The following is a 12,427-nucleotide window of genomic DNA, read 5'->3' on the forward strand; positions in this document are numbered from 1 at the left end:
GCGTATCGATACGTCATCTTATGTCGTATAATTTTCACCTGCCGCCAAACACAGCATCCAAATCCAGTTCAATGGCTTCAAAGGGCGGGATTCGGGCACGCTCGCTGCCTTCGAGCGTCGCCATCACCCGCCAGTCGCCACCGAGGAGGCGATAGGCCATCAGCAGCCGTTGTTCTGGCCAGATCAGCCAGTAATCGGGCACCTGATGGCGCTTGAGCAGCAGCGGCAATATCACGGTGTCTTTCTTGTCATTCCCAGGGGAGACGATCTCGCACACCCAATCCGGTGGCAATTCGATGACGCCATCGGGAGGCTGCGGCAGCCGTTCGCGACGCCACCCGGCCAGATCGTGCGTTGGACACTCGTGCGCTTCATAGGCGACGCTGATCTCGGTGGCAAACCACCAGCCGCCGCCGGATTCATCTCCGGAGTCAAACGGGCCGAGGCTGAGCGCCATGCGATTTTTCGCACGCCCGTGGGCGAATCGTGCCATCGCCCGAGGAACGACCTCGCCGTTGATCAGCTCCACCCGCTCGTCCGGGGACAGCAGCAGATCGTTGAGCGTGTCAAGTTTGAGTGCTTCCATAGAAGATCTCCGGTCATCGTGGGGTTTAACTGGTGGGCGAATGCTGAGATCCGCCCACCCTCCGCAAGTTTAGACCCTTTCCGGCACCCCCGAGTCTTTCAACCGACACTCCGCGATCAACCGTCGCAGAAAGTCCTCTGGTGCCAATCGCTCGCCGAGCAGTCGTTGCTGGCGACACACATTGGCAAAATCCCCTGGCGTCAAATGATCCAGCCGCTCCAAATGCCGCGCCAGATTCATCGGCACCACCGCGACTGCATCCCCCAGCGCTTCGCGGGCAAACAATCCAATCCGCTGCTCCGGCTTCAGCGCCCGGAAATGCAGCTTGAAGTCAAACCGTCGCAGCGCCGCCGCATCCAGTCCCCTCATCAAATTGGTCGCGGCAATGAAGATGCCGGGAAAGCGTTCCATTTGCTGCAAGAGTTCATTCACTTGCGTGCGCTCCCAGCTGTGTTGCGCCTGACGGCGCTCGGCGAGAAAGCTGTCGACCTCATCCAACAGCAGCACTGAGCGCTCGGCATCGAGGCTGACAAACAGCTCGGCCAGGTTCTGCTCGGTCTCGCCCACATAAGGCGAGATCAGATCCGAGGCCTGCCGTGCGATCAGTTCCCGATCCAACGCCTCGGCCAGTACCTCGGCAAAAGCGGTCTTGCCGGTACCGGGCGGGCCATAGAAACACAACCGACCCGTGCCCTCGCGCTCCAGCGCCCGCACCAGCGCATTGGGCTGAATGCCGCCGGCCAAATTCAAATAGCCCACATCGAAATCCGTCGCCTGTTCCCGGCGCCGGGGCGCCGGCGCGCCATGCAGCAACCGGCGCATGGCTGCAATGTTGCGTCGCACCGTCGCCTCCTTGGGGGCGTCCGGGCGCAAGTCCAGCAGGCGCCGCGCCGCGCCCAGAGTCGCCGGGGTCAGCTGGTCGTCCGCCGCCAGCTCCTCCAGCAGGGTTGGCGGCAGACCGAGATCGCCGAGATGGCGTTCGGCCATCTGCAAGCGCACCGAGCGTGGCGGGGTGACGAAGGCCACCGGCAGCAAAAACCGCCGCTGAAAGGCCGCATCCATGCCGCGGGTCTGGTTGCTGATCCAGATCGCCGGCACCGGGTTTTCCTCCAGAATGCGGTTCATCCAGCCCTTCTGCTCGCCGGTCGGGCCGGCGCCACCGAAGAAGGCGAAAAAGCTGTCCTGCTGGGTGATGACATCCTCGACCTCATCGAAAATAATCACCGCGTCGCCGCGCTTGGCCAGCAGGCGTTGCGCGACCAGATAGGCTGAAAGGCGCCCGTCACGATCCAGTCCGTCCTCGTCGCCGTCGCGATCCTTCTCGGTGCTAGCGACCTGGTAGGCCGTGAGTCCGCAGGCAGCGACCAGGGCGCGGGCCAGCTCGGTCTTGCCTGTGCCGGGCGGGCCATAAAAGAGCGCATTGACGCCCGCGACGCCGGAGCGTGCGGCGGCGGCCAGGGTCTCCTGCACCTCCAGCACGCGCTCGCGCAGGTGCGGGAAGGCCGCCGGCGTCCAGTCCCCCGCCGGGGCCGGCTCGACCAGGCGGGCGAGCAGAGCGGCTTCGTCCTTGGGTTCGGCCTCGAACAGCTCGCTGAGCAGATCGCTCGGGCGCACCAGATCCTCGATGTCCGGATGATTTTGCCGAGACTCCAGCAACCCGAGCTGGCGCAGCGGCGCGCTCTTGCGCAGGGCGCGGCGCAGGGCTGGCTCGTCGAGGCGCAGCATGGCCGCGACGCCATGGCGCGCATCGGCGCGCACCAGGCGGGTGCGCGTGTTGCCGGCTTCGTTCACCAGCTCCACGAAGGCGCCACAGGAGTTGCGCAGATCGAGGTACTCCAGAACGCGTTCGGCGGTGGCGTCCAGTCCCAGGGATTGCGCGAGGAGACGGGCGAGTGGAGAGACGCTGCCATTGCCGTCGGCCTGGTCCAACTGTTTGAGCATGCCGTGGGGCAGATGGCGATAGAAGGTGCGCAGTGGCCCTTCGCTGGAAAACAGGGGTGGTTTCCTGCCGGACGGGGGCGGATTGCCCTGATCATCGGCCTCCAAGCGCTTGATGGCGACATCCAAGCTCAGGATATCAGTGTCATCATCGTCGCTTTCCCGTGCCAGAGAGACTAGGTGGTCGCGCACCCAGGACGGCAGCAGCGGCCCGGTCAGCTCCCACAGAGCGCGCAGAAAATCGCGGTCGTCCAGGCGCTCGCGCATCCGCTTGTCGCTGCACAGCAGTCCGAGCGCGAAGCGGGCCAGGCGCAGTTCCCGGGTTGGAACAGCGTTGAGATCCGAGCGCCAGCCATAAAGGTTGTCAGTCATGCGATACTCCTGTTGTCAGCGTGCGAAGAAAGTTGACCTAAAGTTAGGTGACTGCCGGGCATCCAAAGGCCCGGCAAACAGCGAACAAGCTCAGTCCGGTTGCCAGGGCTGAAAGCGGCGGCTGTCGTAATACCAGTTCAAAAAGTCACCGCGATGCGGACCGTCATCGACAAAGAGCCCGAGCACCAGATCCAGCGGCTCGCGGAAATAAGGGCTGCCGGCATCGCGCTCGTTGTCGAACACCGGTTGCTCCAGCACCTCCAGCACCACCGCGGGCTGTTTGGCGCGCGGGTAGCGCTTGTTCATGAATCCCGGCTTCCACACCACCAGATCGCCGGGCGCGAATCTGTGCCGGCGCTGCCAGTGTGCGAAGCGCTCGCGCAGCGCCATGGCGGGATCGCCGGTCAGGTCGTCCAGCGGCTCGTCGGTGAGCAACAGATCGTTCGAGCCCTCCTCGTCGAAGCCGATGCGCGTCAGCCAGTCGCGGGCGCTGAGCCGGTCGTTGTCTCTGGGCATGGATACATCTCCTCCAGGGGTCTGTGGTTTGAGAAAAGAGGCCGCATTGACCGAATTGTTAAAGAACCGAGCGGGTTTGTCCTGACGGACAGGAAACCCGTGACATCCGTTAAGCGGCGGTCGAATTCGCGGAAAAATCGACCGCTCAGGGTCGAAAACCGACCGTTCGTCGAAAACTCCCGCTTTGGCGCGTGCGCTCAAGCGTCTCGGACCTGCTGAGCCAACCTCCGCTGCTATGAGAACTCGGAGATCGTTATAGCGCACTGATGCGACTTTCCTTGTCGTATCGGGGCGTCATCGTGACGTTTTGCCGCGAGGTCGATGCGACAGAAAGAGTCGTGATGGATGGCTAGACTGATGTTGAATCGCCTGGCACCCTCGCCAGGGACCGAGACATCGGAGGGCCGCACAATGAATCGACGTCAATGGCTGCAAGCACTGGGTGCGGGTCTGCTCTGGCCGCTGGGTTCTAATGCACGGGGTGCATCCAGCCTGTCGCCGCCGCCGCGTCTGCTGGAGCCGCGTCCGGCAGTGGACAGCGCCGGCATGACCGGCGCCGACTGGGGCGCGCTGTTCGAGCCCGCGCGCTCCTGCTGTATTGGCCTTGGCGAGGGTGCGGAACCCTTCATACGGACGCTGAAGACCCGCACCGATATCGACCAAGTCGCGCTGATGGCGCACCACGCCAGCGAGCCACAGGCCGTCACGGACTGGCTGCGGCGCCAGTCGGCGCCGAGCGACTACATGGTGGTGGTCATCGACGCCAGCGACCCGCGGGCGGTGACCGACCTGCCCCTGCACGCAACCCGGTGGCGACCGCCGGACTGCTGCTATTGCTTCGCGGTACTGATCAATCGCCCCACCCGTCTCGCCGCCATGCTCTGGAATGCCGAGGATCGCGCGGCATTGGACAACGCCTTTGACGCCCTCATCGAGCCGGCGCCCAGCACCAGTGCCTCCCAACGGTTGGCGTTACACATGCTGATCGACGGCACCCTGCTGCTATCCCGCACCATCATCGGTTACGACCCTGGCCATATTCGCGAATGCCTGAGCGCCGCGAAGCGACTGCGCACGACCGCGACGCTGTGGAACCGCCCTGATCAGCGCGAGCGCGCTCTGGAGCGGTTGCGACAACGGGGCCTGGCGCATCCAACCGGCGACATGCTCGCCTTCGTGCATGCGCCGAAGGGCATGGGCATTATCGAATTCGCCGACCTGATGCACGAGCTGCGCAGGCGCCTGCCCTTGGTCGAGGACGCCAGGCTGGTGGAGACGGCGATCTTGCATGACGACTGGCCGCGCGACCGGCGGGTCTTGGGCGTGACAGGTTGATTTTGCAAGGATCTGCTGGTCAGACGGCGATGGATCGCCGAGAGATCATCGGCGGGCGGGCAGGATGCGACAGAGGCTGTCGTGTTGATCCGCTAGACTGCCTTCTATCGGTCAATCATTGCCTTGGAGAAACGGATCACATGCAACGAAGAATCTTTTTGCAGGCTGCCGGCATTGGCGCCGCGCTGACCACGCAAGCGGGGCGGCTGTTTGCCATCGACGAGGCCGCATCAGCCGCGGCACAACCCTCAAGCAGGGCTGTCGCCTCGGGCATTGCCGCGCTGGACGACCTGACCGGAGGATTTCGCCCCTCGGAATTGACCCTGATAGCAGGGCGCCCCGCGACGGGCAAGACCGACTTGGCGCAGCGAATCGCGCAGCTGGTTGCCATCAACGGATCACGCCCGGTGATCTACTTCAGCCACGAGCTTCCGCGTGACGCGCTGCTTGAGCGGATGCGGGCGTCAAATGCCAATGTCGGCTTGCATCGGACAGGCGCGGATCCGCTGAGTGTGGTGGAGCGAGAGCGGCTTCGTTCGGCCGGACGACAGCTCGCGCAAGCTCCGCTCCACATCGATGACACAGCCGCCCTTTCGCCGAAGGAGATCCTTGAACGCGCGCGGCGGTTCAAAACCGACAAGGGCGACCTGGGATTGGTCATTGTCGACTATCTGCAGCTGATGCAGAGTGCCGTCCCCGTGCAGTATCGAGCCGATGCGTTGTCGGCCATTGCTGCCGACCTCAAAAGGCTGGCGACCGAACTTGATGCACCGATGATCCTGCTCGCCATGCTGCATCGCGACCTTCTGTATCGTGCAAACAAACGTCCACTGTTGGCTGACTTGAACCGCTCCGGCGCGATTGAGCCGCACGCGGACCAGGTTCTGCTGATCGACCGCGATGAACGCTACCACCCAGACCCGGCGCAAGATCCTGGGGTCATCGAGATTCAGGTCGCCAAGAACCGGCGCGGCCCGACGGGTACTGTCCGCCTGCCGGTCTTGCGGGCCTGAGTCATCGAGGCTGAAATGAGGGAACCAAGCGAAACTTCAGGCCCGGCAGCCGCGAGCGTTCACCTCATCGCCTCCAAGGACACTTGGATCGAAGGCGGGGCGGTGCGTCAACTGGAGCAAACAGCGCGGCTGCCCGGCATGCGCGCCGCCGTCGGTCTGCCCGATCTGCATCCCGGCACGGGCTATCCCATCGGCGCGGCCTTTCTGTCCGAGCTGGTGTACCCGGCCTTGGTCGGCAATGACATCGGCTGCGGCATGGGGCTGTGGCAGACCGATCAAGCCATGCGCAAATTCAAATCCGAGCGCGCCGCCGAGCGCCTGAGCGGACTCGAAGGCCCCTGGGACGGCGATCTCGACGGCTGGCGTGCCGAACAGGGACTCGCGCCCAGCGCCTTCGACCAGGCGCTCGGCACCATCGGCGGCGGCAATCATTTCGCCGAGATTCAGGCTGTGGCCGAGGTGCTGGACGCAACCGCCTTCGCCGCGCTGAACCTCGATCCCGAGCGGCTCTTGCTCCTGGTCCACAGCGGCTCGCGCGGGCTCGGCGAATCCGTGCTGCGCGCCGTCATCGATCAACACGGTCACCAGGGCTTGGCGCCCGCTGCCACCGCCGCCCGCGACTACCTCCAGGCGCATGATCACGCCGTCCACTGGGCCGAGGCCAATCGTCGCCTGATCGCCACCCGCCTGCTCAATGCCTTGGGCATGGATGCCGAGCGCCTGCTCGATGTTTGGCACAATCTGGTGCAGCCCATCGACTGGGCCGGCGAAACCCTGTGGCTGCATCGCAAGGGCGCCGCCCCCGCCGATCGCGGCCCGGTGGTCATCCCCGGCTCGCGCGGCACCCTGTCCTATCTGGTCGAGCCGCTGCTCCAATCCCGATTGCCATTCGCCCCCGCGACCGACCCCAGCCTGCGCTCGCTCGCCCACGGCGCCGGGCGCAAATGGAAGCGCGGCGAAGCCCGCCCGCGTCTCAGCACCCTCCAGCGCCCAGAAGACTTGCGCAAGACCGCCCTCGGCGGCCAGGTGATCTGCGATGACAAGGAACTGCTCTACGACGAAGCGCCCGAAGCCTACAAAGCCGTCGATCGCGTCGTCGCCGATCTGGTCGACGCCGGCCTGTGCCGCGTCATCGCCACCCTGCGCCCGGTGCTGACCTACAAGCTGCGCCGCGCCGCCGGCCTGCGCGACCGCCAGCGGGCACACAAGCCCCATGGCGCGCGCAAGCCCAAGCGGGACCGCCGATGAGCACGCCCACTCTGTGGCTGCAAATCTCCGCCGGCCGCTGCCCAGAGGAATGCGAATGGGTGGTCGGCCAACTCGCCCCGCGCCTGAGCGCCGAACTGCAAGCCCGCGGTCTCGCGGCGGAGGAAATCGACCGCGCGCCTGGCCGCCATGCAGGCGATGCCCGTTCCGTTCTGCTGCGCGTCAGCGGTGGCGATGTGCACCCCCAGGTCGCTGACTGGCTCGGCACCATCCAGTGGATCGGCGCCAGCCCCTATCGCCCAAACCACAAGCGCAAAAACTGGTTCGTCAGCATTGCCGCCTTTTCCGAACCCATGGCCTATACTTGGAACGAGCACGAGCTGCGGATTGAAACGCTGCGCGCCTCCGGCCCCGGCGGACAGCACGTCAACCAAACCGAAAGCGCGGTGCGCGTCACCCATCGACCGACCGGACTCAGCACCCTGGCCCAGGAAGAACGCTCCCAGCACATGAACAAACGACTGGCGCTGGCTCGTCTCGCCGCGCTGCTGGCGGAAAGGGAAGACGAAACGCGCCGAGCGGCTGAAGATCAGCGCTGGCGGCAGCATACCCGGCTGGAGCGTGGGAATGCGGTGCGGGTTTATCGTGGAGCGGACTTTCGACGCGAAAGATGAGAATTGTCTGCTCGGCGCGTTAGCAACTCGTCTAGCATGAACGCAAACGCTTGACGGCAAAATTGGACGAAAACCATGGGACATGTATTCACCCAACTTGACCTCAGCAATCCCCGCAAGCCAGACCTTGCTTCCCTCAGCGTCAAGGCGCTCGCGGATACCGGCGCGCCGATGCTCTGCATTCCGGAGCATGTCGCTTTGACATAGATCATAAAAGCCTGAGGTAAAAACATGCGAGAACTGATTATCGACATGACCGACCAGCAACACCAAGCGCTGAGCGCCATGGCGGCTCGGGAGGGAAAGACAGTGAAAGAATTCGCGCTTGAAAAACTGCTTGCCAAAAAAAACGCAAAACCAGAAGCATCAGCCGAGATAAGAGCACTGCTTGCAGAGCGAGTCGCCCAAGCAAAGCGCGGAGACGTTGTTCATGGCAGTATTAGCGAGATCGAGGAGCAAGCATTACGTATTGAACAAGTGGCATCATTGTAAGTAACCTTTTCATGACCCAACCCTACATTCTCACCACTGGTGCGGCGTCCGATCTTGAAAAAATTGTCCGCTATACTGAACGAGAATGGGGAGCAGCGCGGCGACGTTCTTATATCCAACAACTCGAGAATGTGGCAAGCGAACTCGCATCGGGGGTTGGTTCTTTTCGACAACGCGATGACCTCTATCCAAACGTTCGGGTCCGAAAAGCAGGGCACCATTTTATTTTTTGCCTGCCACAAACGGACGGCCCAGCCCTTATTCTTGCTGTCCTTCACGAACGCATGGACATTATTGCTCGTTTGAATGAAAGGTTGGATTAAAATTTCCACGGCCATTGCCTCGGACCTCTCGACTGTAACAGGGTCCATTGCCGAGGAAAGTGCTGGTGGCATCGCGAGTTTCGCGGACTTATACCCAATAAGTACAGGTTTTTGGCTCTTGGATAAATCTAAGCAACTGATAATATAAAAAAGTTTTTACATGAAAAACCGAAAACCGCTGTAGAAGCGGTATAATTCTTTTCTACGTTCCCTTAACCGGGAATATCAATTCGAGCCTGGACCCTTATTTGGCGATCAATATAGCGGAGACATGCGACGAAGCCTGTCGTATTGGCGGTTGATCGGGCTTTTTTCTGGCTGAAAACTGGGATACGACAGAGTGCGTCGCCAGACATGGCTAGACTGGTGGATAGTCACCTGGCACCGTCTTCGGGACCAAAGCAGCGGAGGGACGCGGGATGAATCGCCGTCAATGGCTAAAAGCACTCGGGGCTGGCCTGCTCTGGCCGATTGGTGGTGGTCCCGCACGGGCAGCGAGCAACAAGTTCCCAACCCCGTTGCGGCCGTTGGAGCCGCGCCCAACGGCGACTCCTTTCGAAGCCAACAACCGCGTAAACCTGGCGGCCCTGCTGGAGCCTTCGCGATCCTGCTGTATCGGCCTTGGCACGGGTGCGAGACACTTTATCCAAACCCTGAAGCGTCGCACCGATATCGACCAAGTCGAGCTGATGGCGCAGTCGGCACTGGAGCCTCGGGCTGTTACCGATTGGCTGCACGCCCAGGTCGCTCCGGGCGACTATGTCGTGGTGGTCATTGACGCCAGTGATCCGCGCGCCGTCGCTGACTTGGCCCGGCATGCCCCAGATTGGCGACCGCCGGAATGCGTCTACTGCGTCGCGGTGGTGATCAATCAGCCAGCGCACCTCGCCTCAGTTCCCTGGAACGCAACGGAACAAGCCGCGTTGGACCGCGCCTTTGATGCCGTTATCGAACCGGCGCCCGGCATGGCTGCCGCCCAGCGGCTGGCTATCCAACTGCTTATCGACGGCACGCTGCTGTTATCCCGCACCCCCATCGGTTACGACCCAGGCGACATTCGCGAGTGTCTGAAGCGCACGAAACAATTTCGCACCGCTGCCACAGTGTGGCATCGCCCCGATCAACGCGAGCGCGCGTTGCAGCGGTTGCGACAGCGCGGACTGGCGCATCCCCCTGGAGACTTGCTCGCCTTCGTGCATGCCGGCAAGGGGCTGAGCATCCAGGAATTCTTCGACCTGATGGGTGAGCTGGAGATGCGCTTGCCAGTGCGTGAGGAAGCCGTTCTGGTCGCGAGCGGCTTCTTGCATGAGGACTGGCCGCGCGACCGGCGGGTGCTGGGGGTGACGGGCTGATCCTGCGAGGGGTTGCCGGTCAGGCGATGATGGACCGCCAAAGGACCATCGACTGGCGCGCGACATGCGACTGATTCTGTCGTGTTGGCGCGCTAGACTGGCTCTCATGCGTTGATCGTCGGTTGGGGAGATGACAGAAAATGATGAACAGGCGCCATTGCTTGCAACGCTTGGGTACTGCTGGTCTCGGCAGCGCTTGGCCGGTAATTGCGGGCATGCCAGCGCCAGAGCGGCTCGCGACCTGGGTCGACGGCAAGGCTGCCGCGGAGCGCCACTCAGAGCGGGCTCATTCGTTAGCGCCGGAGGACGCTTTCCACCTGGCCAAGTTGATTCCCGAGTTCCGCTTCGAGACCTTTGTCCGAGGCCAGTCCAATGCCGCCGCCTGGGAGGCGTGCCAGCGCATCGCGGGTGATCCCGCATCTGCCCATGGCGCGCTCTACCTGCAAGGCGGGCAGGGACTCGGCAAATCGCATCTGATGAATGCCATTGGTTATCAAGTCCTTGCGCAAAATCCCCGCGCAAAGGTCCGTTTTGTCCACTCCGAGCGCTTCGCCTTTGAGCTCAGACAACTGCGCGAAGCTGGTCAGCCCGGGCAAATCGAAACCGGTCTGGATCAGTATCGGAACCTCGATTTGCTGTTGTTTGACGATCCAGGATTCCTGAGCAATAAGCCGAGCGCGCAATCTGTCTTTGCTCATGTCTTTCAAACGCTGCTTGAGCGCGGGAAGACCCTCGTCTTTTCCGACGAGCGATTCATGGCCATGGTTCCGGGGATCAATCACCGCTTGCGCGATCTGTTTTCCCAATCAGTCGAGATTTCGGTGGCGGCACCCGATCTGGAAACCCGGCTGGCCATCCTCCGCCACCGAGCGGCTTGGTGGAAGATCGAGCTACCCGAGGGCGTGGCCATGGATCTGGCGACATCCTGCCCGACCAACGTCAGGGAGCTGGAAGGAGCCCTGCGACGCCTGATGGCGGAGTCGCGGTACGTTGGTATTCCGATTGATCCTCGGATGGCGCGTCGTGTGCTGCGAGATTTCAGTCCGCTGGCCAACGCGGTCACTTGAAAAATCAGCTGCCAACCAGTGAGACGGCTTACCCCGCGGAGTCGTCATCGCCGGCTCATCTTGAACTCGGAGACGGATGTTCATGCAAACCGCGACTCATTGCCGCCTCATCGCCTCCCCGAACACCTGGATCGAAGGCGAGGCCCTGCGCCAACTGGACCACACCGCCGCATTGCCCGGCATGCGCGCCGCCGTTGGGCTGCCCGACCTCAAGGCGCACGATCAAGCCATCCACTGGGCCGAAGCCAATCGCCGCCTGATCGCCCGGCGCCCTCAACGCGGACGCCGAGCGGCGACTCGATGTCTGACACAACCTGGTCGTGGCCACCGACTGGGCCGGCGAGCCTCTCTGGCTCCATCGCAAAGGCGCCGCCCCAGCCGATCGCGGCCCCGTGGTCATCCCCGGCTCGCGCGGCACCCTGTCCTATCTGGTCAATCCCCTGATCCAGTCTGGGAACGAAACCAGCACCGCCATCGACACCAGCCTGCGTTCCCTGGCCCATGGCGCCGGGCGCAAATGGAAGCGCGGCGACGCCCGCCCGCGCCTCAGCGCCCGCCAGCGTCCCGAGGACCTGCGCACCACCGCGCTCGGCAGCCAGGTCATCTGCGACGACAAAGAACTGCTCTATGACGAAGCCCCGGAAGCCTACAAAGGCATCGACCAAGTGGTCGCCGACCTGGTCGACGCCGGACTCTGTCAGATCATCGCCACCCTGCGCCCGGTGCTGACCTACAAGCTGCGCCGCGCTGATCGCACCGGAGCGACTAAGGGACCAAGCACAGCGCGCGGCTCCGGTAAGTCCAGGCCAAATTCCAAGCTCAAGGCCAAATCCAAACAGGCCCAGCGATGAGCACCCCAACGCTCTGGCTACAACTCTCCGCCGGGCGCTGTCCCGCCGAATGCGAATGGGTCGTCGGCCAGCTCGCCCCGCGCCTGACCGCCGAGCTGACCAACCGCGGCCTCGCCGTCGAGGAGATCGACCGCACCCCCGGCCAGCACGCCGGCGACGCGCGCTCAGTGCTGCTGCGCGTCAGCGGCCCCGAGGTCGAGACGCGCGTGACCGATTGGCTCGGCACCATCCAATGGACCGGCGCCAGCCCCTATCGCCCGCACCACAAGCGCAAGAACTGGTTCGTCAGCATCGCGGCATTCACGGAACCGACGGTCTATACTTGGAACGAGCACGACCTGCGCATCGAAACCCAGCGCGCCTCCGGCCCTGGCGGCCAGCATGTCAATCGCACCGAGAGTGCCGTGCGCATCACCCATCAACCGACCGGACTCAGCGTGCTGGCCCAGGAAGAGCGCTCCCAGCACATGAACCGACGGCTGGCGCTGGCGCGGCTTGACGCGTTGTTGGCTGAAAGGGAAGCCGAAAGGCGGCGAGCGGCCGAGGACAAGCGCTGGCGGCAGCATACCCAGTTAGAGCGCGGCAATGCCGTGCGGGTTTATCGGAGAGCGGATTTCCGGTGCGAAAGGTGAGATTTTTCTGTCAAGAACGTCAGCGCGTGCGCCAGGATGAACAGAAGGGACTCATTTCGGGAATTTGGAT

General features: G+C 63.3%; 13 protein-coding genes. 10 read left to right on the plus strand and 3 right to left on the minus strand.

The features are described 5' to 3' along the window. Positions 1–34: 34 nt before the first annotated feature. The 3 genes from Thiofri_RS02235 to Thiofri_RS02245 form a co-directional block, all read right to left on the minus strand. Complete coding sequence (locus Thiofri_RS02235; protein WP_009150036.1) at positions 35–586, minus strand: Uma2 family endonuclease; 552 nt, start codon at positions 584–586, stop codon at positions 35–37. Between the two features lie 69 nt (positions 587–655). Further along, positions 656–2,896 (minus strand): AAA family ATPase, encoded by a 2,241-nt coding sequence (locus Thiofri_RS02240; RefSeq protein ID WP_009150035.1) that lies wholly within the window; start codon positions 2,894–2,896, stop codon positions 656–658. Between the two features lie 90 nt (positions 2,897–2,986). Then, positions 2,987–3,412 (minus strand): hypothetical protein, encoded by a 426-nt coding sequence (locus tag Thiofri_RS02245; protein ID WP_009150034.1) that lies wholly within the window; start codon positions 3,410–3,412, stop codon positions 2,987–2,989. Between the two features lie 411 nt (positions 3,413–3,823). Between Thiofri_RS02245 and Thiofri_RS02250 the strand changes: the two genes are divergently transcribed. The 10 genes from Thiofri_RS02250 to prfH (Thiofri_RS02295) all read left to right on the plus strand — a co-directional run bounded on the left by Thiofri_RS02250 (position 3,824) and on the right by prfH (Thiofri_RS02295) (position 12,357). Further along, entirely contained in the window at positions 3,824–4,747 is a 924-nt protein-coding gene (locus Thiofri_RS02250) for a hypothetical protein (protein WP_009150033.1), read from the plus strand. Between the two features lie 140 nt (positions 4,748–4,887). Next, complete coding sequence (locus Thiofri_RS02255) at positions 4,888–5,760, plus strand: DnaB-like helicase C-terminal domain-containing protein (protein ID WP_009150032.1); 873 nt, start codon at positions 4,888–4,890, stop codon at positions 5,758–5,760. Between the two features lie 15 nt (positions 5,761–5,775). Then, positions 5,776–7,008, plus strand: a complete 1,233-nt coding sequence (locus Thiofri_RS02260) for an RNA ligase RtcB family protein (RefSeq protein ID WP_009150031.1) — start codon at positions 5,776–5,778, stop codon at positions 7,006–7,008. Continuing rightward, on the plus strand, positions 7,005–7,640 hold the full coding sequence (prfH, locus tag Thiofri_RS02265) for a peptide chain release factor H (RefSeq protein ID WP_009150030.1): 636 nt from the start codon (positions 7,005–7,007) through the stop codon (positions 7,638–7,640). Before Thiofri_RS02260 ends, prfH (Thiofri_RS02265) begins: the two co-directional genes overlap by 4 nt. A 231-nt stretch (positions 7,641–7,871) precedes the next feature. Further along, the gene (locus Thiofri_RS02270) at positions 7,872–8,132 is read left to right on the plus strand and encodes an antitoxin ParD (RefSeq protein ID WP_009150028.1); all 261 of its coding nucleotides are present in this window, start codon (positions 7,872–7,874) and stop codon (positions 8,130–8,132) included. 11 nt (positions 8,133–8,143) lie between these two features. Further along, a complete protein-coding gene (locus Thiofri_RS02275) occupies positions 8,144–8,455 on the plus strand; it encodes a type II toxin-antitoxin system RelE/ParE family toxin (RefSeq protein WP_083848519.1) in 312 nt (103 codons plus the stop codon). A 419-nt stretch (positions 8,456–8,874) separates the two neighbouring features. Beyond that, entirely contained in the window at positions 8,875–9,807 is a 933-nt protein-coding gene (locus tag Thiofri_RS02280; protein WP_009150026.1) for a hypothetical protein, read from the plus strand. A gap of 140 nt (positions 9,808–9,947) precedes the next feature. Continuing rightward, the gene (locus tag Thiofri_RS02285; RefSeq protein ID WP_009150025.1) at positions 9,948–10,874 is read left to right on the plus strand and encodes a DnaA ATPase domain-containing protein; all 927 of its coding nucleotides are present in this window, start codon (positions 9,948–9,950) and stop codon (positions 10,872–10,874) included. Between the two features lie 320 nt (positions 10,875–11,194). Continuing rightward, positions 11,195–11,725, plus strand: a complete 531-nt coding sequence (locus tag Thiofri_RS02290) for an RtcB family protein (protein WP_051023932.1) — start codon at positions 11,195–11,197, stop codon at positions 11,723–11,725. Beyond that, the gene (gene prfH / locus Thiofri_RS02295; RefSeq protein ID WP_009150024.1) at positions 11,722–12,357 is read left to right on the plus strand and encodes a peptide chain release factor H; all 636 of its coding nucleotides are present in this window, start codon (positions 11,722–11,724) and stop codon (positions 12,355–12,357) included. The genes Thiofri_RS02290 and prfH (Thiofri_RS02295) overlap by 4 nt, the downstream gene beginning before the upstream one ends. Positions 12,358–12,427 lie beyond the last annotated feature (70 nt).

The sequence above is a fragment of the Thiorhodovibrio frisius genome, assembly GCF_033954835.1.
Taxonomy (GTDB): domain Bacteria; phylum Pseudomonadota; class Gammaproteobacteria; order Chromatiales; family Chromatiaceae; genus Thiorhodovibrio; species Thiorhodovibrio frisius.